Source organism: Psychrobacter sp. DD43, assembly GCF_904846555.1.
Classification (GTDB): Bacteria; Pseudomonadota; Gammaproteobacteria; order Pseudomonadales; family Moraxellaceae; genus Psychrobacter; species Psychrobacter cryohalolentis.
In genome coordinates, this window is sequence record NZ_CAJHBE010000019.1 from 36,729 (window position 1) to 61,579 (window position 24,851).

General features: G+C 42.4%; 13 protein-coding genes. 5 read left to right on the forward strand and 8 right to left on the reverse strand.

The features are described from left to right. Nucleotides 1–35 precede the first annotated feature (35 nt). From JMX89_RS10325 to JMX89_RS10340, 4 genes are all read right to left on the reverse strand, one after another. Complete coding sequence (locus tag JMX89_RS10325) at nucleotides 36–5,306, reverse strand: DUF11 domain-containing protein (RefSeq protein WP_201551486.1); 5,271 nt, start codon at nucleotides 5,304–5,306, stop codon at nucleotides 36–38. A 154-nt stretch (nucleotides 5,307–5,460) separates the two neighbouring features. Next, nucleotides 5,461–7,617 (reverse strand): beta strand repeat-containing protein, encoded by a 2,157-nt coding sequence (locus tag JMX89_RS10330; RefSeq protein ID WP_201551488.1) that lies wholly within the window; start codon nucleotides 7,615–7,617, stop codon nucleotides 5,461–5,463. Between the two features lie 46 nt (nucleotides 7,618–7,663). Beyond that, nucleotides 7,664–8,128, reverse strand: a complete 465-nt coding sequence (locus JMX89_RS10335) for a hypothetical protein (RefSeq protein WP_201551490.1) — start codon at nucleotides 8,126–8,128, stop codon at nucleotides 7,664–7,666. A 268-nt stretch (nucleotides 8,129–8,396) separates the two neighbouring features. Then, on the reverse strand, nucleotides 8,397–10,043 hold the full coding sequence (locus JMX89_RS10340; RefSeq protein ID WP_201551492.1) for a hypothetical protein: 1,647 nt from the start codon (nucleotides 10,041–10,043) through the stop codon (nucleotides 8,397–8,399). Between the two features lie 587 nt (nucleotides 10,044–10,630). Here JMX89_RS10340 and aceE point away from each other — a divergent pair. Both aceE and JMX89_RS10350 read left to right on the forward strand, forming a co-directional pair. Next, nucleotides 10,631–13,444: a pyruvate dehydrogenase (acetyl-transferring), homodimeric type gene (aceE, locus tag JMX89_RS10345; RefSeq protein WP_201551494.1), complete on the forward strand. Its 2,814-nt coding sequence runs from the start codon at nucleotides 10,631–10,633 to the stop codon at nucleotides 13,442–13,444. Nucleotides 13,445–13,466: 22 nt separating this feature from the next. Continuing rightward, complete coding sequence (locus JMX89_RS10350; RefSeq protein ID WP_201551496.1) at nucleotides 13,467–15,209, forward strand: 2-oxo acid dehydrogenase subunit E2; 1,743 nt, start codon at nucleotides 13,467–13,469, stop codon at nucleotides 15,207–15,209. A gap of 166 nt (nucleotides 15,210–15,375) precedes the next feature. Here the strand turns inward: JMX89_RS10350 and JMX89_RS10355 are convergent, their stop codons facing one another. Further along, nucleotides 15,376–16,011: an OmpW/AlkL family protein gene (locus JMX89_RS10355; RefSeq protein WP_133104146.1), complete on the reverse strand. Its 636-nt coding sequence runs from the start codon at nucleotides 16,009–16,011 to the stop codon at nucleotides 15,376–15,378. A 576-nt stretch (nucleotides 16,012–16,587) separates the two neighbouring features. Between JMX89_RS10355 and JMX89_RS10360 the strand changes: the two genes are divergently transcribed. Further along, nucleotides 16,588–17,565: an ion transporter gene (locus JMX89_RS10360; RefSeq protein WP_020443260.1), complete on the forward strand. Its 978-nt coding sequence runs from the start codon at nucleotides 16,588–16,590 to the stop codon at nucleotides 17,563–17,565. 256 nt (nucleotides 17,566–17,821) lie between these two features. Here JMX89_RS10360 and JMX89_RS10365 read toward each other — a convergent pair whose 3' ends face one another. The 3 genes from JMX89_RS10365 to JMX89_RS10375 form a co-directional block, all read right to left on the reverse strand. Beyond that, on the reverse strand, nucleotides 17,822–18,487 hold the full coding sequence (locus tag JMX89_RS10365) for a TerD family protein (protein ID WP_133104147.1): 666 nt from the start codon (nucleotides 18,485–18,487) through the stop codon (nucleotides 17,822–17,824). Nucleotides 18,488–18,574: 87 nt separating this feature from the next. Beyond that, nucleotides 18,575–19,711: a helix-turn-helix transcriptional regulator gene (locus JMX89_RS10370; RefSeq protein ID WP_133104148.1), complete on the reverse strand. Its 1,137-nt coding sequence runs from the start codon at nucleotides 19,709–19,711 to the stop codon at nucleotides 18,575–18,577. Between the two features lie 108 nt (nucleotides 19,712–19,819). After that, nucleotides 19,820–22,747 carry an ATP-binding protein gene (locus JMX89_RS10375; protein WP_201532372.1) on the reverse strand — a complete coding sequence of 976 codons (2,928 nt, stop codon included), beginning with the start codon at nucleotides 22,745–22,747 and terminating at the stop codon, nucleotides 19,820–19,822. 374 nt (nucleotides 22,748–23,121) lie between these two features. Between JMX89_RS10375 and rsmG the strand changes: the two genes are divergently transcribed. Continuing rightward, the gene (rsmG, locus tag JMX89_RS10380; protein ID WP_201532346.1) at nucleotides 23,122–23,838 is read left to right on the forward strand and encodes a 16S rRNA (guanine(527)-N(7))-methyltransferase RsmG; all 717 of its coding nucleotides are present in this window, start codon (nucleotides 23,122–23,124) and stop codon (nucleotides 23,836–23,838) included. A gap of 131 nt (nucleotides 23,839–23,969) precedes the next feature. After that, nucleotides 23,970–24,749 (forward strand): ParA family protein, encoded by a 780-nt coding sequence (locus JMX89_RS10385; protein ID WP_201532345.1) that lies wholly within the window; start codon nucleotides 23,970–23,972, stop codon nucleotides 24,747–24,749. The last annotated feature ends 102 nt before the right edge of the window (nucleotides 24,750–24,851 follow it).

Here is a 24,851-nt window from a genome sequence, read left to right on the forward strand (position 1 = left end):
CGTCATTCAAGATGGTGCCTTTTTAATTGACCGTCTTATAATGTAGAGGATACAGGTGCTGCACGTTTATTTTTACGTCGGTCTTCACGCTTAAATAGATCTTCATCAAACTTGAAGCGTAGTCTAAAGTAAGCGCCCTCGATGGTAGTATCGTCATAAGCGATGTCTTCATCTTCAAAGCCCATGAAGTTATAACCAAGCGATAACCATAAATTGTTCATTGGACTATAGCCAACTTCAGCGCCAACTAAATAGGCTAGGTCATTTGCTTGCTTATTCCAATAAGTACCTGCTTGTAAACCAATATCCCAGCGCTCGCTAATATCATATAAGCCGCGAGCGTACACAGCATGAGCGGTATTGTCACTTGCGATACCTTGAGCATCGTATTCGGTATATTTACCTGCATAGTGACCTGATAACGTTAATGGGCGCGTTGGATGGTAGTTACCGCTCCATGACCAAACAATAGCATCCTTTTGATAAGGGTCATCACCAGTGGCATTATCATCTAAGCGATATTCAAGCTTGGCCAGCATATCAAGCTGATTGCTATCGTAATCGCGATAGGCAGCACCAAGTTGAAAGCGATTGATAGTCCGATGACCATCATCATAATCAACTTTTGAATAAATATCTTTGGCTAATAAAGTAACTTCATCGCTATAACGATAAGCAATGCCAGCACTACCTAATAAGGTGTCACTGGTATCGCCCCAGCGTTTTTCTAGGCGCCCTGATGCTTTGTAATTTTCGTTAGCAAGGTATTCAACGCCAAAACCTGCTGCAGTTGAGGTACTGTCTTTCTCACCCTCTAAAGATTCGACACGCTCGAGTAAGGTATTAAGCGTCAAGCCTTTTTGCACATACCATTTATTCTTTAGACCAATGGCAGCTTCCGCTTCGCGAGCACTGATGGCATCACGTAGACGGTATTCACTATAAACCTTGCCATCTTTCATATAAGTGGCATCAAAGCCGACAACAGTGCGTTGACGCTCTTCAGAATCGTCTAAACCATAGCTGCCAGACAAGCTATTGATTAAATCATGGCGAGCATAAAGTCGACCTAAATTACCCAGTGCTGTTTCACCGCCGATAGAGGTTGCGTTGCGTGAACTGTGTTCAATATCTTGCTCATACTCAGCAAATACCAATGAGTTATTTAGCTTTGGCAAATGCGCGGTTAGACGGGCGCGGGCAGTGGTGCCTTCGATATCTTTTTCAGTGTTGCTGACGTTGCTTAGCGCAGATTGATTGATGATGTCATCATTTGCAAAAGTATCATTAGTAATATCCACCACATCTGTTGCTGCTTGGATATTACGTGAAGCACCTTCTTGTTTGTAATAACGTACACCGACTTCACCAACGATATTTTTGCTTAAACGCTGTTCGATACTGGCCTGTACGCCTTCAGTACTTGCATCAGTAATATGATCTTCTGTGCGCACGCCTTCAAGTTTAAGCGCAGTCTTTTTCTCGTTTAAAGTGTGGATGATTTCGATGCCAGATTCGGTGCGACCAGCAGTTTGTGGTGACGCGCCAGTGACAAAACCGATATCGGTATCGTTATGATAGGCTTTTGCACGAGTATTTTTCTTATCATCATAGTCAAGCTCGATACGTAGAGCGTCACCCTCAGCATTATCGCCTGTTAGTTTGTCCGCATTGATCTGATTGCTTGGCTCGAAATTTGGATTCTCAGCTTTGTTTTTGGCATATTCTGCGACCAGTTTTAGCTTGTCATTAAACTTAACCACAGTATTAGCGCTAGCAAGCTCTTCTTTATTAAGTGGATCGTCACTGTTGATATAGCTGCCACCGATAGTGATTTTATCAGTCAATTGTCGTTTAGCAGCGACGCCACCTACCCAATATTTCTCACCACCTTCATCAACCTCGACAGTAACGCGTAAGTAGATAGGGTTGCCATCGATATCTTGGCTAGCAATCGGTGATTTTAGATATAAGCTACGGCTAATAGGATCAATTTCATAATCAGCAAAGCGCGTCAAGGTCTCACGGCGCACAATACGTCCAGGATTATTAGCATCACGGGTGATTACTTCTATAGTTTCTGAATTTTCTAATACTGCATCAAAATCATTAGCAAGCGGGTAAGGACCTGAAATGCCCAAACCACGAGTTTCATTGACACGCTGGGAGGTGCTGGTTTCAGCGGCAAAAGCAGTAATACGCGTGTTGCTATCTTCAAACTGGGCTTTGACACCAGTCAGTGTACGATTGTATTGACCGAGCTTAATACCTTCATCGTTGTCAATTTGAGTCTTTAAGTCGCCATACATGGCAAATGAGCGACCTTTATCTAGACGTACATATAGCTTGCTCGTCGATTGCGCATCAAAACCTTTGGCTGATGAGTCGCCATAAACGGGATAGTATTCGCCCGGCTCGATATCACGGAACAGGCGCTCGCCTTTTTTGTCGCTGTCATAAGCAAGCGTTAATAGATAATCACCGCGTACTTTGCCTTTTAAGAACATTGCCGCACGACCCGTCGCTGAGTAATCATCGTTACCAGCTATTTCGCGTAATTCTTTTTCAAATGCACCTTGTGCGTCAGTGATATTACTACCATCAAAGTCTTTGAGCGCTATCGCGCCTTCAACGATACCAACAGCTATTAATGGACGCAATTGAGCTGTAAACTGTAGCGGAATTACTTGCTTAGTACTGCCTGTATCGATGATCATCTCACCTTTACCGGGTGCGCTTGGCGCAGTCACGGAGATCAACAGCTCACCACCATTGACAGTAACTTGCGTGCCGGCTTGATCTTTACTGCTGTCTGCTAAGTTGATACGACCAATATTGGTATCAATGGTGATAGGAGTTGATGCTATATAAGGACGACCATCACGATCCTTTAGACTGATATCAATTTGATAATCGCTGACGCCATCAGCTGCTACCAGTTGTTTTTGGGTACGATAACTAATAGATTGTAAAATATCCGGTGTTAATACCTTGATAGTTTGCTCAGAGATAACTTTGCCATTCACGTCGGTTGCGACACCGCGTAAGGTATTAGTGCCACGCTTTAAATCGACTGCGTAATAATCAAATGCAGTGACATTCTGCTTTTGTTGTTCAGCGGTTTTACCTATTTGCTGTTCTGATACCGCTTTACCATTGGCATATAAAGTAAATATCGACCCGAGTGGTGCTTGCACCTGTACCATTTGCTTATAAGTAGTGAGCTGTTGACCTTCATCTAAATTAATAAAGGCGACGTTATTGTTAGCCACTTCTTTCAAGTATTCTTCTAACTCTTTTTCTACAGGAGGTGCAATTTTAGTAATTGCCATCTCAACGCGATTTGCAGATGGGTTGACCATTTCATTGACGATGGCTGAATCGCATTGAATCCCTGCATCTAAAACATCGTTAGATTTGCAGCCGCTGGCATTGATATTGTCTTTATTGTCGCGGTTATAGTCAGGATCTAAAATTAGCTCGCTTTTAACCGCTTGCTCTAAGCGATCGTTTTTGGCACCGATACTTTTGCTACGCGCTACAAGCTCTGCGTTTAAGCGTTCAGTACTATCCGCCATACCGCCAACGATACCGAAATCGGCACGATGCAGCTCGCCATATTTTAGGTCAACGAAACGGCTACCTGCATCGCCAGCATTACGGTTGCTTTGGGTAACCAGTTCTGTGGCGTTTGGAATAGTCGTGCGGTCAACCTTCAATACGTGGGTCTTGGCGCTGATACCATAAAAGTTGTATTTTCCTTCAGGATCAGTGACAGCAAAGTTGCCGTTTTCCATATAGAGTCGCACGCCAGCAACACCAAGCTCGCCACCTTGTTTTTGTTGAATGCCATCGCGGTTGATATCGTGGTAGACCTTACCAACGATGATGCCGTCTGTATTCATAACACCGCGATCGACTTCTACTTTCCACTGGGCTTCTCTTGATACGAGGCTTTGATCTTGCTCAGTTTTGGCAATGGCAGTCGCACGATTGATACCATCACCGCCTAATGCTGATGAACCAACCAATACGCGATAAGTAATATCTTTACTAGTTTTGGCATCCATATTCCCCAGACTTAAAACTTGATATTTGCCATCGGTTTTAAACTCAGTGGTTTGCGCTTTATCAATACTCACACTACCACCAACGTAGTCAAATCCGTGCGGTAAAGCGTCTTTTAATTCAACGTTATAAGCCGTACTGGTACCATCATTTTTGATATTAATTGTATAGTTAACATAATCACCAAGTGAGGCAGTTTTGACATCACCTTCTTTGGTAACTTGTAGGGTTGGGATATCATTAACGATAGCGATATTGCTACTGATAGCTTCTTTAATTTCCTGTCGTATACCATTTGAGTCGATATAAGCCTCTAACGTAGCGAGTAAATTATCACCTTCTAGCGTCTGAATGATATCGTCATTAATGGCATTAGCATTATTTTCTGTTGGTGCTTCTATACGGAATTTACCGGTATTATCACCAGTCTCAATAGCTTTAAGTGAATAATTATCACCCGTTTTAGAGGAAGTAATCGTTATCCATATTTCATCTCGTGCACTATCACGGACGTTACATTTAGCACAGCTGGCTTCAAGATAGATATTTTCACCTACCTGCGATGTTCTTCTATAGCCATCCCATGAATAAAGCATAAAATCGAGACGTGTTTCAACGATGATTAGCTCGTCACTCACTAAAGCGGTAATAGAAGGGTCTTCAACAACAGCAGCACCAAGCTTGATGCTAGCAGTATCATCGGCTTTAGCATTGGTATCAGATAATGCTTGTATAGTAAGCTCAATGCTCTCGCTTTGACCTAAAGTAATCTGAGCGGTTAAATTGTTATTTAACTTAATCGCTTTATCAACACCATCATCGAAGCGTCCGTTGTTATTCAAGTCTTGATAGAGTTTTATGTTCGATAAACTATTAGGTATAGTCAGGCTCAAATCGATAGTCTGATCACTGTAACTGGTATTGGTCAGAAGGTTTTTCCAACTAACGGTCAAGCCAGGGGCGATAGTCTTTGTTGGCGGTGAAGTTAGGCTAATACCATATTGGGGGAAAGCAGACGATTGAACACTCACTTGGTTAGAAGTGCTAGAGATAACGATGGCAGCTTGACTGTCGACGTTGTAGCTTGCGTTGGCGATGTTAGCGATAGTCTGTACAGCAGTATTAGGTGCAGCAAAAGCCATATTTGATTGCATAAGCAACATAGCAAGCGTCAGAGCCGAAACCTTGGCTGTGCCTGATGTTAAGCTTTTAGACGTATTGATTACACTAGAGGTCATAATAAGTCGCTTATCCAATAAAATATAAAGGGGTAACAGAATGGAGCGTCTCTAGCTTGACTAATCAAAATCGATTGGTTCAAGCTAGAGATTTAGCCTATAAGCATCTTGTGATACTTATAGATTTCGAAGAAGTATGATATTTAATTTTTTATTAAGGATTAGTTGAATTAGTACCTGTTTGCGAAGGTTTTGCAGCAAATATAACGTTGGCTGTCGTATTAGCAGCGATACTCGCAAATGTCACTTGGATTGACTGACCGAGCGTTTGAGTCGTTGCTGTTGGGGACGCTGAGAAGCTATTGGTTTGATAAGTAAGTTTGCTGTCTAACGTATCTGAAACCACAAGGTTGTTAACAATTTTGGCCACATCCATGAATGTGTTTTTAGCTTCTAATTTATAGAAGACACATTGATCAGCATTAGCAGTTACATTACCAGTCGACCACGCAGCAGCAGTAACAGTAGGATCAGCGTCACAATTAGCCGCTATTTGGTATTTCTTCAGATTAATACCTTGCAAGGTCGTCGTAGAGGTTGTAGATAATGGGTTGCCAGCAGTGCTAGTAGGCGCGGCAGTACCGCTAACGGCACCATTAGGCTGTACAGCGACTGTTAAAGTCTCAAAGTCACCTATGTTGTTTACATTATCTGTTGTAGAGTTTGGATCGTTGCTACCTTTACCTGTTGAAGCAACCTGTACGCCAATTTTGACGCTCTCGCCAGGCGCTAACCCTTTGCGAGTGGTCGTACTACCTGTTACAAAAGGAGTGGCAGCATTAAGATCGTAGATACCATTTACACCAGTAAGTTCAATTTCACCAGTGTCAAACTTACCATTGTTGTTAGCGTCTACATAGACACGTGCAATACTGATATTAGGATTATCAATGATGCCGTTATCTTGAGTAGCCGTTGGTTTTATAGACAGTTTGACAGCACTGGCATTATTGCCTGTTCCTTCTGCTTCTATAACGTCAGTACCATTGTTAGTGATGGTATAAGTGTAATTGTTAGTCACGTCATTAATAGTGTTAGGGGTAACAAGCGCAATTTCTTTATTGGCACCAGGAGTGATGGCAATAGCACGCGTTTGATTGGTCGTGTTTACGGTTGCATTGGTATTATCGTCTTTACCTACTAGAGGTTTAGCAGGATCTTCATAAGTGCTTTCAGTAGGACCGCCTGGATTAGTGCCATTATCAGATCTATCGATGATATCAGGCGTATTCGCAGTAGCATCGTCTTTGGTATTGTCTCTGACGACTGCATAGTTGACGAATGAGCTAGTAGCGGTTGCGCCAGTTGCTTTTTTGGCACGGAAAGTGACGGTGATCGTTTCGCCAACTTTGATATTTTGACCAGCTACCGTGATGGTTTTGTTAGCGGCTGATAGTACAGCTGTACCTGTTGCACTACCATTAGAGGCAGTAACAGTAGGCGCTACATAGTTAGCTTCTCCTGACGCTATTGCTACCAAGCCTGATGGTAGATCATCTGAGATACTGATTGCAGTACCAGCGATATTACCTTCGTTTTTTACGGTAATCGTATAATCGACATAAGCAGTGCTACTATTTAAATCTAAATTACTATTACCAAGATTGGTAATAGCCGATTTTGTGATAGCGTAAAGTGGCGTTTTGGTTAACGCATTATCAGTGTTAGTAGCAGTATAAGTAGCAACAGCGCTATTGCTAGGTTTCGATTTTAGGTAGGCACTTTGAGCAGTTACGGTTAGGATACCATTAGCATCTGCAACCCGTTTAGTATCGGCTTGGGCTGTCACAGTGATTAACGCTTTTTCGCCTGGTGCTAATGCAATCGTACCGCCGTTAGCAATGGTCACCAAACCACCAGTATTAGCGCCGCTAGCATCGACTTTTTGGTACTTAATAACACTACTACCTAGGTTGTAATCAAAATCATCGCCAGTGGCATTGGCAATATTGACGGTATAAGTATCATTAATGTTACCGGCGTTAGCCAAGGTATGGGTAAAATCTACGGTCGAAACGGCTTGTGCATTAATAGCGCGATCTCTACCAAAATCATCGTTAGGATTGGCATCAACAACAGTAGAAATCAAACTAAAAGAACCCGTCTCAGAAACATTAACGGTGACGACATTTGATTCAGCAGTTTGAACAGTCGTATTACCAGCGACAGTATAAGAAGCTGTCGCTTTGTTATTTACATTAAATGAGCCGGACGTACCACCTGTTGGGGTAGCTGCATTGGCAGTAGTAATACCCATCGCAGTAACAATACCAACAGTCAACATGGAATATTTGAATAGATTAGATTTCATAAAGTAATTTTCCTAGAGTATTTAGATAAAAGGCGCTATAAGTGTGCTATTCAACGATGGTATTGAGGGATACAACGGCGTTTTTCTGTGCAGGTAACAGCTTGATATTCCAACGCAGGGTACGGTATTCAGAAAACGGAATTTTGACCATCTTGCCATCGACTTTACGCATCAATGGCATATCCATATAGTTCTTACCATCGATGCTGGCTTGAGCGCTTAATGGACTTGCTTCACCAGTGAAAGTCATATTGGCAGGGATAGGCAAGATAACTGCTAAGTCTTGAATATCTTTATTGATGGTGTTGCTATAAGTGGCTTTATACTGAATAACAGTACCTGCTGGAGCAGTACGAACGGGCACATAGCTGGTTTTGCCCGCAGCGTTTTTAGTGACTTGATTGGCAGTTAAATCCATTTTTAAAGCGTCATCGGCATGAGCGGTACTTAACAAACATACTGACGCTAAGCTAGCTAGTAATGTGTTGCGTAAAACATTAAAACCTTTCATATAGTATTCCTTGTTTACACTATTGCTATTAATGAGACTTAAATGTCATCTTATATGATTCAAAAATCGTAATCAGTAATCTATAAAAGTTTAGGTAATGTCAGATTTTTTATTAAAGCTATTGTCACAAACTAAATACAAAATTTCACTATAAATAAGACAAACGGCATTTTAAGGCGACTAAACGGTAAAAGCCCTATCTTTTGAGATAGGGCTTTTGTTGAAAATTTTTTTTCTAATGTTAGGGACGATACAAGATAAGTAATCACTATGGATTCGATGTACTTCCATATTTGGTATTGAAGTAAAAATTGCGATTGGTTCTTGCATTGAGCGTAAGAGTTTTGGTTTTGACTTCACCGTTTGCTCCAATAGCGGGGTTTTCTGCAGCATTATAATCAGTCGTTGAGAGTGGAGGATTGGCAAGTACTGATGTGACTTGAGCACTGTTTACTCCTTTTTTCTGCAACACATCTCGCATCACAAAATCGTTGATTGCGTTATTTGCACGGTTGGTGGCGGTAATTCTATAAGCAATACATTGCTGTGGAGTAATATTGCCTAAAATAGAGTCCATACTAAATCCAGTTCTTGGATCAGAAGTAGTCGGTACTGTAGTATAATTTAAAGTACTGGCATTACAGTCATTTACAAACTGGTATTTCTGTAATACTAAAGCAGCATTCGCAGCGATGACTCTACCGAAATTATTATCTGGATAATGGTAAGTGGTATTTGCAAATGCAATCACTTTCTTATCGCTATTGGTACGGATAGTATAGACATTACCGGTATTATTATTTTTTTCTATTAGACAGAGATTATTGGTATTGCCACTGATGGTAGTAATAGGAACATTTATCTTATATTGACCAATAGTAGATGCACCAGCATCAACTAATTGCGAACCGTAAATAGAGCCGTTTGTACAGTGAGTAAGCTCAATAGTGCTACCAGTAATACCAGCTTCAGCATTAGGTGTAGTGTTATCGAATATGCCGTTAAAGTAATTAGCGTTATTAGCATAAGGACCCGTTGTAATATTGGCATTAGTAGCACTAGCATCTGTGATACCGCCATTATCATTAAAAACGATACCTGAAAAAGTATATTGCGGAGTGTGGCAGTAGCTATCTACTCGAAACTGAAACCTTTGACTTGTGGGCGTAGTGATATTATTAGTATTGGTGTAGCTAAAAGTGACTGATCTGATATCCTCGCTAAATAAGACAGACCCTTGACAATTTGTATCAAGAGCAGCAGTGCAGTTAAATGATGCATTTGTAGAAGAGGTCTGAAGCCCATTTCCTAGCTCAACGACACTAGATCCAGATATTCTTTGGAAAGTCCCTTTAATCTTAGTATTGTTTCGAGTTATGCCAGTGATGCTGACTAAATCATCCCAACCTGTCTTATTGCTGCCTATGTTCTTATCGATATCAAACGCGCTTATGGCAACATTATTTAAATAAAGAGAGTCGCTATTCCCGGTGTTTTGAAAGTCTAAAGTGATCTCAGAACGAGATGTCAGGTCTTTGAAGTTTCTATTAATATCTATAGCAGGATTGGCACTGGTTCCTGTAACCATAGTAGTATTACCAGAAGTATTAACGTTGATCTCTTCAATGGTCATTTTGATTTTCAATGGAATAGACAAACTTGATGTGCTTGTCATGGCTTGATAAGTATTTGTATCAAAACTCTCTTTGAGCTTGGTGTAGTTGCTGTTATCGAATATTCCTTTGGTTGAACCAGCTGGACATGCTAGGTTAGATCCAGGATTGGGGGCAAGTGCAAATGATGAATGACTGATCGCAAGAAAAACCATCGCTGTCATCAACGCCAATATTCGATATAGATATGTACCAAATAATTGTGAAGCTATTGCATTTACGAAGCGCTGAGTCTGATACATATTGCTATCCCTATAAACTGATATTCACTAACAATCATTTATGTAAATACGCACGATAAACATAACCAAAAACCTGTGTATATTACGTAATTCATCATATTAAGCAATAATTTTGTAAATTTCTTAGAAAACGGATGAATGGCAGATTTAATATGACCAAATACATATATTTCTGCTAAATATTATATTTACCGCTCATTACAAAGTATCTCCCAACAAACCTCCCAAATATCTCAAAAAACATAATCACTATTTATTTTAAAAATACTTGTCATATTGGCATTTCTTTATAGCTATAAACAATACGTGAATAAACCCCTATAATAGAGCGTCAATATCATTTGATGATGAAAGTCGCATATCGGCTGTCGTTTACTTTTACTACGATGTCTGTTTGAACCCCATGCCAAGCTACAGTTGCTGATTATTAGCACTGGTCTGTAATAGCCAAGACATATAATGGAATGACGAGATGCAGCAAGGAAGGCATTAGGTAAATCGTTTGCTTACGAAAATATGTATAACTCTGTGATTTAATAATACCCTGCCACCGTGTAGGGATGACTGATAAAAAAGGATTAGAGAAGATGAATTATTACAAGGATGCTGATAGCAGCGAAACGCAGGAATGGCTGCAAGCTTTTGAGTCTGTGATTAAGCATGCCGATAAAGATCGTGCGCAGTTCTTATTAAAAGCCTTATATAATATGGGGGTACAAGAAGGCCTGCCCTTTAACCGTTTAGATACGGCCTATATCAATACCATCGCCGTTGAAGATGAGCCGATGTACCCAGGTGACTTGACGATCGAGCGCAAGATTCGCGCCTTGATTCGCTACAATGCCTTGGCAATGGTGATGCGCGCCAATAAAAACGATGACGATTTGGGCGGTCACTTAGCATCATTTGCTTCTAGTGCGACGCTATATGAAACTGGTTTTAACCATTTCTTCCGTGCTGCCAGCGATCATTTCGGCGGCGATATGATTTATTATCAAGGTCACTCAGCGCCAGGTATGTATGCACGTTCTTATCTAGAAGGTCGCTTGACTGAAGATCAGTTGGATAATTTCCGCCGTGAAGTCGGTGGTAAAGGGTTATCAAGCTATCCACATCCCTATTTGATGCCGGACTATTGGCAGTTCCCAACGGTTTCGATGGGCTTAGGTCCTATCATGTCAATCTACCATGCCCATGTACATCGCTATATGGAAAACCGCAAACTGCTAGAGTCAGAAGGTCGTAAGATTTGGGCGTTCTTAGGTGATGGTGAAACAGATGAGCCAGAAAGCTTAGGTGCTATTTCTCTTGCTGGTCGTGAAAAGCTGGATAACCTGATTTGGGTCGTTAACTGTAACCTGCAGCGCCTCGATGGTCCTGTTCGTGGTAATGGTAAAATTATTCAAGAACTTGAATCCGTATTCCGCGGTGCAGGCTGGCGAGTGATTAAAGTGGTTTGGGGCGGTAACTGGGACAGTCTGCTTGCTAATGATGATACTGGTGTCCTTAAACATCGTATGGAAGAGACAGTCGACGGTGAGTATCAGCTATATGAAGCGCGCGATGCCAAATTTACCCGTGAGCATTTCTTTAATAAGTATCCTGAATTAAAAGAGATGGCAGATGCCTTAACGGATGAAGATATTTCACGTCTGAACCGTGGTGGTCATGACCCGATGAAGGTTTATGCTGCGTTTAGTGAAGCCATGAAAACCAAAGGTCAGCCGACGGTTATTTTAGTGAAGACTGTCAAAGGCTATGGCCTATCCACCACCCAAGCGGTTAACAAATCACATCAAGTCAAGAAGCTTGATCAAGAAGCATTGGTGTACTTCCGTGACCGTTTTGACTTACCATTTACTGATGAGCAGTTAGAAACGCTTCCGTTCTATCGTCCAGCTGAAGATTCAGCAGAGATGAAGTATCTAAAAGGTCGCCGCGAAGCCTTGGGTGGCCATTTGCCAAATCGCCGTAGTGGTCATATTCCTTTGAATATCCCTGATTTATCTATCTTTGATCGTGTTTTAAAAGGTAGTAACGGTAAAGAACAATCAACCACCATGGTGTTTGTGCGGCTATTATCAGCAATGCTAAAGAACAAAGACATCCAAGACCGCGTCGTACCTATCGTACCTGATGAAGCGCGTACCTTTGGTTTAGAAGGTATGTTCCGTCAATTGGGTATTTACTCTGCCGTTGGTCAAAAGTATACACCTGAAGACAGTGAAGCCTTGATGGGTTATAAAGAAGCCATCGATGGTCATATGTTAGAAGAAGGTATTAACGAAGCGGGTGCAATGAGTGCGTGGATTGCGCTGGCAACCAGTTATTCAGTGAATGCGCTACCAATGATTCCGATGTACATTTATTACTCTATGTTCGGTTTCCAACGCATTGGTGATTTGGCTTGGGCCGCTGGTGATTGTCAAGCACAGGGTTTCTTATTGGGTGCAACGGCAGGTCGCACGACGTTAAATGGTGAAGGCTTGCAACATCAAGATGGTCATTCGCAAATTTTATTCAACGTCGTTCCTAACTGTGTGAGCTATGATCCGTGCTTTGGTTATGAGTTGGCAGTGATTATGCATGATGGTTTACGCCGCATGTATGCTGAAGGTGAGCGTATTTATTACTATCTCACCGTGATGAATGAGAACTATGAGCAACCTGCAATGCCAGAAGGCGTTGAAGAAGGCATCAAACGTGGTATGTATCTGTTAGAAGATAATGGTTCTGCGCAAGTTCAATTATTAGGTTCTGGTGTTATTTTACGTGAAGTGCAAAAAGCGGCACGTATCTTAAAAGACGAGTTTAATATCACATCGAACGTCTGGAGCGTCACCAGCTTTAATGAGTTGACACGTGATGGTATGGCGTGTGATGACTATAATCGTCTACATCCAATGGATGAAGAGCGCGTGCCATGGATTACTGAACAGCTTGCACCGCACGAAGGTGTGGTCGTTGCCGCAACGGATTATATGCGCAACTATTCAGAACAGATCCGTGCTTGGTTGCCAGATAGCCGCCCATATACCACACTAGGTACTGATGGTTATGGTCGCTCTGATACCCGTGAGAATCTACGTAGCTTCTTTAACGTTGATGCCGCTCATATTGTTGTTGCTACCCTAAAACGCTTGGCTGATGAAGGCGAAGTAGAAATGCGTTTGGTTAAAGACGCGATCTCTAGCTTAAATATCGATATCGATCATCCGCCTGCATGGCAGCAACAGCCATATTATGACTATTCTCCAGACGCTCCAGCACCTGGCAACATTAATCCGATTCCTGTACCTGAGTTTGTCGCTGAAGATGATGATGAAATCAGCAGTGAAGGTCGCGCCGAAGATCAAGCCGATGCAACCTTACTTAGTAATGATGATGTCGAAGAAAAATAACCATAAGACAAGGAAATGAAAAATGGACATTAAAGCCCCCGATTTGGGTGTCGATAGCGCCGAAGTCAGTGAAATTATGGTTGCAGTTGGTGATGTCATTGCAAAAGACGATAATATTATTTTACTTGAGTCAGACAAGGCTTCAGTTGAAGTGCCAAGCTCTGCTGCTGGTAAAGTGACTAAAATCAGTGTTGCGATTGGTGATCAAGTCAGTGAAGGTATGGTGCTAATCGAGCTTGAAAGCGAGACTGACAGTCAAGATGACAATCAAAGCGTAGAAACACCTGCTGCTGACACTCAAGAGAAACCTCTTGATGCTGAGCAAGAAGAACTGCAAAAGGAAGAGCAGAGCGATAAGGTAGCCGTTGAGTCAAATACCGATCAACCTGTTGAGCAAGAAGCAACAGCGACCATGCATGCGCTCCCAGATTTAGGCGTCGATGAAGCGCAAGTATCTGAGATTATGGTCAGTGTTGGCGATATGGTCACTGCTGATCAGTCTATCTTGCTGATCGAGTCAGATAAAGCGTCGGTTGAAGTACCAGCGCCACAAGCCGGCAAAGTTGAGAAAATACTGATACAAGTAGGCGATATGGTTGCCAATGGGCAAGACTTTATTGTCATCATCGCTCAAAGCTCAGACAATGCTGATGCTGCAAGTGAAACCAAAGTAGAAGATAAGCAGTCGCAAGATGCAAAACCAGCAGTGAGCGAGCAAAAGACTGATTCAAGTCAGGAAGCTGTTAAACAAGCTACGACTGAGCCTAAACAAGTTGCTAGTACTACTGCAAAAAGCAGTACAGGTAATAAGCTGACCGAAGCACAAGTCAATGAAAAAATGGTTGATGTCTATGCTGGTCCTGCCGTGCGTAAACTTGCCCGTCAGTTGGGTGTAGATATTAGCCAAGTAACAGGTTCAGCACTGAATGCACGTATCTTAAAAGAAGATTTGTTTGCTCATGTAAAGCAAAGCTTGACGACAAAACAAGCTGCACCCGATACTGGAGCCGGTGTATCTAGAGCCAGCTTACCAAGCTTACCTGATATGAGTAACGTTGAGATTTGGGGCGAAACAGAAACCCAAGACTTAACTCGCTTGCAAAAGGTGTCGATTCCACAGCTGAATTACAACACTTACTTGCCACAGGTGACGCAGTTTGATTTGTCTGATATCACTGAGACAGAGCAGCTGCGTAGTGAGCTTAAAGGCAGTATGAAAGCTGAAGGTGTTGGACTGACAATTTTAGCCTTTATTGTCAAAGCAACGGCTTATGCATTGACCCAGCATCCACGTTTTAACAGTCATTTAAGTGACGACAATACCCAAGTCATCCTACGTAAAAGCGTAAATATGGGGATTGCAGTAGCAACAGATGATGGCTTAATCGTGCCAGTGATTAAAAATGCTCACGAAAAAGGTATTAAGCAAATTGCGATTGAAATCGGCGAGTTGGCCATCAAAGCCCGTGATAAAAAGCTAAGTACTAAAGACTTGCAAGGCGCAAGCTTTACTATCTCAAGCCAAGGTATCTTGGGTGGTACGGCGTTTACGCCACTGGTAAACTGGCCACAAGTTGGTATTTTGGGGGCATCAGAAGCTACGATGCAACCGAAATGGAATGCTGATAAGCAAACTTTTGAACCGCGCTTGATGTTGCCATTGTCATTATCATATGATCATCGTGTGATTAATGGGGCTGATGCGGCAGTATTCACGCGTTATGTTGCAACATTGCTTGCTGACCCGCGTCGTATCTTGCTATAAATTTTAGTATTACTTAAATATGTTATGAATCATAAAAAGACTGTCTGCGGATGGTCTTTTTTATAGCTGTTATTGCAACAAATGATAGATAAATAATAGACACAAAAAAGCCAGCAACTAAGCTGGCTTTTTCTATTTATGATATTTAGCTCATAATTCTGCTAAATTAGAACTGTTTTACAAAGGCAACGCCATAAGCCCAAGGACTGATGTCGATTTTGCCAATGTCAGTACCATTTAAAGTAGCGTCAGTTTTGATGTCCATATAACGGGCATCAATACGGAAAGACTCAGTGGCAGCAAATGGGATATCAAGTCCTATATGACCAGCAACACCAACGCTATCATCAAGCTTTAATTCAGTACCTGTAACATTTGCTTTTTCTTTAAAGAACATCGTGTAGTTTACACCAACACCCACAAACGGTTTTACATTCATAGGTAGGTTATAATCATCGAAGTGATATTGTAGAGAAAGCGTTGGTGGTAAATGCTGAGTTCTACCAGTGATCTCATTATTTAAGGCATCAGTTAAGGTAAAGTCATGATGAAATGGAATGGCAGCGAGTAGTTCAACACCAACGTTATTAGCGATAAAGTATTCACCACTGATGGTTGGACGGACATCGCCATCAATATCTACAGCATAGTTTGTGCCACCTATAGTGACATCACCATTATCATTTTTAGGATCAACATAATGCGCACCAGCGGCAACTGTCCAAGTGCCTGCAGGCACAGCAAAAGCAGTGGTCATAGTAAGTGCAGTAGCAGCGGCTAAAACTAGGGATTGTAGTTTCATCGTTTAATTCCTTAACGTTTAGATAATGGTCGCTAGCTCATGAGGGATGTCATAAGTTAGCAACATATAATGTTAGGCTAGGGATTAACCTGTAACATCTGCTATCTATTATAGTACAAATACCTTACTAATAGTAAGGTATTAAGCGGAATGTTCAGATATTTATGCGTAAAGTTACAATGAGAAAGGTTTGGATACGTTAAAGTTTATGGCATAACCTATTTTGATTGTAGGTTTTTGCTATTATTGATATGCCATTATTTTATAAAGGGATCGGTTATCTATTATGCTTGGCTACTGTAGTAATTCTCCACTGCGCTGTGACAACGCTCTCTCATTGATAGTGTTAGACCAAATAGATTCTTGTTGCCCGATCTGTGGCTTATCCTTGTTACCTGCCCAAAAACGTAGTCATGAGTGGCGCGCTGAAGAGCGGTTATTGCGCATAGCGTTTTTCGCCGTTGCTATCATATTGGTCTTGGTTGTCTATATTTATTATACAAAGTTAGTATAATCAGACTCTCATAACGGCTTTTTTGTTCATCCAAGCTCGGTGTTACACCGCATAGGGACGGCATGCTATTTCAATCTATACGGCGCTTGCGTCTTTTTGTCTATAATATTTTGCAAAACGATGAGCATGATACGCTCTTTAGTCGCTGTGTTGATTATTTCCTTATTTTTTTGATTATGGCAAATGTCACTGCGGTGATTGCAGAGTCTGTTGATACTTGGTACTACCCTTATCAAGAATACTTTACGTGGTTTGAAAATTTTTCTATTGTGATATTTTCTATTGAATATTTGCTTCGCATATGGAGCGTTGCTGAAGCCAAGCCAAGCAATACTACATGGCGACAGCGCTGGGATTGGCTAAGAAGTCCATCTGCATTGATTGATTTGATTGCCATTGTACCTGCGTTTTTGAACTTCTTTGTCAGTATAGACTTGCGTTTCTTGCGTATTTTACGTTTGTTTCGTATTCTTAAATTGACTCGTTATTTTGCCTCATTGCGTATTTTGTTGGTGGTTATTAGTAAGGAAAAAGGTTCCTTCCAAGCGGTTATTTTTATCTTAATAATTATGATTGTGACCGCTTCTAGTGGTATCTATCTAGTAGAAAATCATGCACAGCCAGAGGAGTTTGAATCGATACCAAAAGCCATGTGGTGGGCGGTAGTTACTCTAACAACGGTAGGTTATGGTGATGTGACGCCGATTACCAATGCTGGCAAAATATTAGGCGCTATCATTACTATATTGGGCGTTGGTTTAGCAGCGTTACCTGCTGGTATTTTGGCAACTGGTTTGGCAAATGAGCTCAGTCAGCGCCGTGAAGAGCTTGAGCAGGATTTCAGGGGACAGCTGATTGATAGTGATTTTGATTTGGTGCAAAATCAAATGATGATTGAAAAAATTCGCCGCGAGCTTGGCTTAGATAAAGAGCAAGCGCAGGATATTGTGCTGCAAGTGCTGCGTGAGCAAGAACTTGAGCGCCGTGAAAGAGACGTGCAGCAAAAGAATTTTTGTCCACATTGCGGTGAGCGCTTATAGTAAAGGACTAGAGTCAGGGAAAAGTAATATTGATACATCAAGTACTGCTGATATTAATTTTTCTTGCTTGCTGTGCCTACGCAGACAGAGGCTGCAAAAAATTTATACCAGCAGTACTGTAGCGTTTTTAAGATATTTTAACTATGCCAGTTATCACAGGCTTTCTTCTGTATCGAATCGCCTATATATAAAATAAAAAATGGTCAATGGCTTTGTATAGCGATTGACCATTTTTAATTAAGCGCGGCACATCCTTTTAGCCATAGATGGCTTGCGGGATCGGTAGGGCACGAGCCAATTCATGCGCCACTTGTTGCGCCGCTATTGCCAAATCTGTTACAGGGAGTGGCAGGTTCTGTAACGTTAGATGCCAGTCATCTACTTCTCGGCGCAAATGGGCGACCCACAGCGTCACGCAATCACGTGGCAGCTGCTTTAAATTGACCTCAAAAGAGCGGTTACCTTCATCATCACTGAGATGAATCTCGCCTTTTTTAACTCTGGTAAAAGGTTGTCCGTAATAGGAGTTGGCAATCAAAGCAATATGCGTGATATGAGCAGGGATTTCATCCAGATATAGTCTGATTTGCTCTTGATCAAGCGGTGCAAGATACATCGCTTGGTCGCCGCGGTCTTTACCATTCAAACTATCGCCTTGATGGCATATCGATTCGGCTTTGTCGCGCAGCTGTTTAAACCAAACAATATCGCTGATGGTGCAGTTGTCATCATATAACACGCAAGCCAAATCAAGATCCATGGAGTTTGCATTTTTATTAAAACGCTTCTTCAATTTTTTAAATAAGCCTGTCTGCTCAACCTTGGTAAATTCATAATTCAGACCAAAAAACAAAGTTCCTGCGTCCAACCCCAACCCTCTTAAGCTGTCTGAAAGTAGTGGCGATGGGGTAGTGGTCGACATAATAATCCTTTTGATACTTGGTTTTTTTATGAATGAATTAGGTAGATGTAGAAGCTATAAAAGTGCTTGTAAGAATGGCGTAAAAAATTAGATATCTTCCACTACTTTATCTAATACCGCTTGATAAAGTAGCTCTGGTTTGGCGTTTAGCAGCCCATTACCAAAACCTCGTAACCACCAAACCAGCTGAGAAGTTAGATTCACCGTTGCTTGTATGGTTAAGGTTTCATCGTTGTTGATAATAACAATTTGGTCATCACTGAGCTTACTTTCTGTTAAGCTTTTGCCTGCTTGTTTGGTAAATTGTAGCTCAATCGCTGTATATTTGCCATGATTGGGCAGTTGGCGGAATAAGGGGTGGCTAAAGCCCATACCACCTGCGTCCAGATAGTTATCTAGCTGAAAATTATCAGGCGTTTTTGCTGCGCTCTCTAATATCTCAACACTGGCAAATCGATGTAGGGCAAAGGTGCGAATGATAGTTTCGCTATCATCAGTGCGGGTCGCGAGCAGATAAATAACCACCCCGCGTTGGATAATGGCAATAGGGTTTAAGGTATATTCGCTGGCTTGGGATTTGTTGCTACGGGTATAGCTGGCTTTGATTTGTAATTGATAAAACAAAGCATGATAAATATTATCTTTACTGTCCAAATCAATGTGCGGCGCAATCAAAGGCTGGGTCGCGGGTTCAATACGAACCCTATCAATCCATGAATGGGTTACTTTGCTGTTTTTAAGTTGGCGACGTGCCAAATCAAACCAAGGAAATAACTCATCTAAAATAACTGGCGGTAGCAGCTGGCTTAGATTGGCTTCCACCATATTAAAGGCAACCGCTTGTGATAGATTCATATGCGGCAAGCTTTGTAGCGGCGCATCGTCTTCCCAGCGCCAACCTTGTGGATTGGCGTTATTTTTTTCGATAGGAAAACGTTTGGCAAGGGCGTTTAAGTCGCGCTGTACTGTGCGCAAACTGATATCAAAACCTGCCAGTATCAGCTGCTCGTAGACATGAGTGGTGCCGACCCAGCGATTACGTTGTAATTGCGACAACACTTGCCACTGCCGCGCTGTTGTCGCAGCGCCATGACGACTATCGGCTGCATCATCAGCGGCTTTATTGTCTGAAAGTGCAACAGCGTTTGCTTGCTCATCAGTAGCCTGTTGAGTGTCGCGATTATCGTTGTCAGTATGAGCAATGTCGGTATGAGATACAGTCATGAAAAGATAACCTTTGTAATGTCACGATTATAAAGTCAGCGGGTTATTCACATTAGTATGAGCACGACGGCAGCAGTGGATTATCATCGCAGAAAAGCAGCATAACGTCTAGGGTGCTTCGTCTGTGGCAATGCCATTGTCTTCATCAAGCGTTTTGTCTTTATTAACTGCTTTTTTCTTGTCTTCTTCTTTTTGCCGTTTGGCTTGACGCTTCTTTTTGGCTTTCTTTTTTGATTTTTTATCATCAATATCATCATCTGTGTTTTGGTTTTCATCCCATAGCATCAAACGACTTAACACCTTACCAAACAGTGTCTCTTTGCGATAGCGACCTTTCTTATTTATCGTATCGATAGGCAAGCCCGTCATTAATGTGAGCGCTTCGCTCAGCGTGTGCACCCCATATATATGAAAACTGCCCGCTTTGACAGCGGCAATAATGTCATCACGCAGCATAAGCTGTTTGACGTTTGCCATCGGGATGACTACGCCTTGCTGTCCAGTCAATTCTTGCTCGCGGCAGGCATCAAAGAAGCCAGCAATCTTGGAATTAATGCCACCGACGGCTTGTACTTCACCAAGCTGATTCATAGACCCTGTGATCGCAAGAGATTGATTGATCGGTACGTTTGCTAAGGCAGACAATAGGGCACAGCCTTCACTGACAGTTGCGCTATCACCATCGATATGCGCGTAGCTCTGCTCAAAAGCCAGTGAGGCGCTAAAATTTAATGCGTGGTGCTGACTAAATAACGCCCGTAAGTAGCTGGTCATAATCAGCATGCCTTTGGCGTGTAAGCTGCCGCCCAAATCAACGTCGCGCTCGATATCTAGAATTTCACCCGTACCGATATTTGGCTGAATAACCGCCGTGAGACGGGCAGGCATACCAAACTCACTATCGGCATAACTCACCACGGTTAAAGCGTTGACTTGTCCAACCGCCTCTCCTTGGGTCTGGATAAGCTGCTGACCGTTTTTGAGCTCATCCCAATAGAGGTCGCGCAAATAGCCTGAGCGCTCATCCATATCCTCAATCGCTTGCACTACGTGCTTGGCACTGACGATGTCTTGTCCGCCCAAACGCGCATGGCGATTAGATTCATGCAACAGTTTAATAAGTAAGTCACTGTGCAGACTTAGACGATCTTGGTCCTCTGCTTGTAGGCTTAAATGCTCAAGCAGCGCAGCCTGTGCCCTTCTATCAAACGGATAAAGATTGGCATAGTCGATGATGTCTGCCATCTTTCCAACCAACGCCAGCTCGTGCTCATGGGTGCGCACTACATCATCATGAAAGTCAGCACGTACCTTAAATACCGCATCAAACTCTGGCTCAAGCTCTAATAATTCATAATATAAATCAGCTTCGCCTAATAAAATAACCTTTATATCAAGCTCAATCGGTGCAGGCGCTAAAGACAAACTGCCTGTTAAGGTCAGCATTTGCTCAAGGCTTGAGAGTTTGATTTTACGAGACTGCAGTGCACGCTTAAGACCCTGCCACGCATAAGGGTGCTCAAGCAGATGACTGGCTTCTAGCAACAGATAGCCACCATTGGCGCGGTGTAGGGCGCCGGCACGAATCATGCTGACATCGGTGGTGACCGTGCCTAATTGGGTAATTTGCTCTACATGACCCAAGAGGTTTAGATGAGTGGGCAGGTCTTCAAGGATAACCGGCGCACCACTGTCAGGCTCATGGCTGATAACGACATTGACAGCATAGCGGCTAGGCGTCGTGGCAAGCAGCGCCGTTACAAACTCTTCATCATCGCCATTGACGATACGCTCGACATGAGTAACCATATCAGCAAAGACTACCTTTAGATACTCAACGACAATTGGATGAGCGCTGAACTGCTCATAAATAGGTGTGAATAACGGCTGCAGCGCCCGCTTTGCAATATTGCGATGTAATGATTCAATGGCATCATTAGCTTCATCTTCTAATTGCTCTAAAGCAATGGTCAGCTGGCTAAGACGTTTTTGCATATGGTTTTTTTGCGCAAAATTATTCAGCTCAGTCTCATATTCACTGCTGTATGCCTTATTGCCAGCTTTAACATCGCTCTCATCGGCGCTAGCGGTAGCCGCTTCCTTATTGTCATCGATAAGGTTATTATTTTTACGGCTATGAGAGAGTTTGCCTTCTTTATCATCCATCTCGCTCGTTTCTGCGGCAAGCTGGCTTGGATGAACAAAAACGGCTTTATTATCAAATGAGCGAAAGGTTAACGCCAAATCATACTGCTTGCCCTCAGCATTGAGCGCATCATAGGCGTGGCTTTCTTTTTGATGGGTGTCATTTTTGATGGCTTCAATTTTGCTTTGATACTGGTCGCTACGAAAACGTTGACTCAGTCGTTTTTTGGCTTGTTGCCACAGAGTATTGACTTGTTGTTGCAATACAGCGGCCTGACCAGCAGGTAAGCGTAGGGCTAATGGCGTACGAGGATCAGTAAAATTGTGTACATATACCCAATCATCCGGCGTCGGTGCATCGGCTGCGATAAGACTGAGCAAGCGACTAATCACTGTCCGTTTGCCTAAGCCATTTTCACCAGCCGCAAACACATGATAGCCACTAGCATGAATATCGAGTGCCGTATGCAATGCCTTAAGCGCCCGCTGTTGCCCAAAACCAATATCTAAATCTGGGGCGCTGCGGGTATCGGTTGGCAGTAGGCTAGGTTTACTATAACGTTTAAGTTGGTTTGCCGCGATGAGGCAGCGCTGTGAGACCTCTGTAAATATAGGGTGAGGCGTCATAGGTGTGTCCGCAGTGTCGGGGTTATTTTCTTTTTCTGCAGACTTATGAGCCGTTCTTTTGCGTTTTAAGCTTTGATCTAATTTCTTCTTAGCTAAAGCATTGTTATTCAGGGATTCTTTACTTACTGACGGCTCTTTATTAGCTGACGGCTCTTTAGATAAATGCTTATCACTTGAATCACTAATAGGCGTCATAGCATCAGCGGTATTATCGGTGATGTCTTGTTGGTCTTTATTCAGGGGTATGTTGGGCTCTTCAGTCATAAGTGTATGATCAGTCGTTTCTAGTAGTTGGATGGTCATTGAGTTTTAATGCTTGGTTTTAGTACTGGGTTTTTATATTTAAATATTTATGGTCAATTTTTAATAATGGATAGAACATCTTACAAGATATAGCCATAGTTTAAATAAGTCATTAAGCGCAGTTTTGTATCATAGGTAGATGAAGGTTTTATTTAATAGGAATGCACTTACCTTAACTTCGATATGATAACTTTACGACTTACAAGAAGAATAACGGCTCACTGTCAGTGTAGATAGTATAAGATGACGGACATTGGCGCAATCTGTAACTATTCAATGGGCAGCCTGCATGATAAAATAGACGGTTCACGTATCAAAACTGGATAATTCCTTGTATGTCAGACACTACTAAAATCGCTGCATCATCTGTTAGCACAGGCAATATCCATATTGATCCAACTGGCTTTGTAAAGCTTGGCACGCAATTACCGACATTGGCAAATGTCTTGGCACAAGCGATAAAAGAGCTCGGTCTAGCATTGAGCGCGCCGCAGCAACGCACGTTATTATTGTATTTAGACCAGCTTTTATTATGGAATAAAGCGTATAATCTGACCGCCATTACTGATCCGGTAGAGGCACTTATCAAACATGTTATCGACTGCTTGGCTATTATAACGCATTTACCATCAGGGTCGCTGCTTGATATCGGCACGGGCGCAGGCTTACCGGCGGTTATTATTGCGATTTGCCAGCCTGAGCGCTCATGTACCGCGCTTGATAGCAATCAGAAAAAAATTCGTTTTATTAAGCAAATCAGCAGCGAGCTTGGTCTGAGTAACGTGCAGCCCATCGCCTCGCGCATTGAGGCGCATGAGGCCAGCTACGATGTGGTCACCTCGCGTGCGTTTGCCAGTTTGATAGATTTTGTTGACTCAGCAGAGCCCAGATTAGCAGATGGTGGTTACTTATGTGCGATGAAAGGTAAGGCTCCGAGCGATGAGGAGCTGCAAGCGTTGGATGATAATTGGCAGATTAAGACCATTAAACTTAATGTGCCACGTTTACATGATAGTCGTCATTTAATTGAATTGTCTCATAAAAATGTCTAAGCTATGAGCACAGCATTTACCATAAAACTGTGTTTTTATGGTGAAACATCCTTTGTGCTAATGTTTATGCCTTCAGTAAAAGAGCCCGTTAGTAAAATCAGTAATAGATCCTAATTAAATTGAGTGAGTGTATGGAAATCATAGCGATTGCGAATCAAAAAGGCGGCGTGGGTAAGACCACAACGGCGGTAAATTTGACCGCCAGCTTGGCTGCCAAACGCAAGCACGTACTGCTCATTGACTTAGACCCACAGGGTAATGCCACTAGTGGTACGGGCATCGATAAAAATGAGCTCGCATTGACGATAGCAGATGTGCTTCTTGATGGCGTATCTTTATCTGACGCTATTGTCAGTAGCCCTGCAGGATTTGATGTCATCGGTGCCAATCGTGATTTGGCGGGTATGGACATCACATTAATGAGCAAAACCAACAGCCATGAGTTATTTAAGACGGCAATGGCAGATTTGATTGATGCGCAAGCAGTGGCACAAAAACCCGCCTATGATTATGTGATTATAGATTGCGCGCCAAGCTTAAACTTATTGACGATTAATGCTTTGGTGGCAACTGATAGCGTTATTATTCCAATGCAATGTGAGTATTATGCGCTAGAAGGGTTGGCGGATTTGTCGCAAACGATAGAGCGTTTAACAGAATTGAACCCTAAGCTCTATATTCGCGGCGTGGTCAGAACGTTATTCGATGCGCGTAATACGCTCGCCCGTGATGTGTCTGCTGAGTTAGAGGCGCACTTTGGCGACGTTATGTATCAAACCATTATTCCAAGAAATATCCGCTTGGCTGAAGCGCCTGCGCATGGTCTACCGGTTATTGCTTATGAGAGATGGTCAAAGGGCGCACGTGCTTATCAAAAATTGGCCGCTGAAGTCATAAAACAAAGTCGTTAGTTATCTTAGGATAAGACAAAATGACGAATGATAAAAAAGTAATGGATCATTAGAGCAATCAGCTAAATAACAAAACATTGAACATTGAACATTGTATTCATT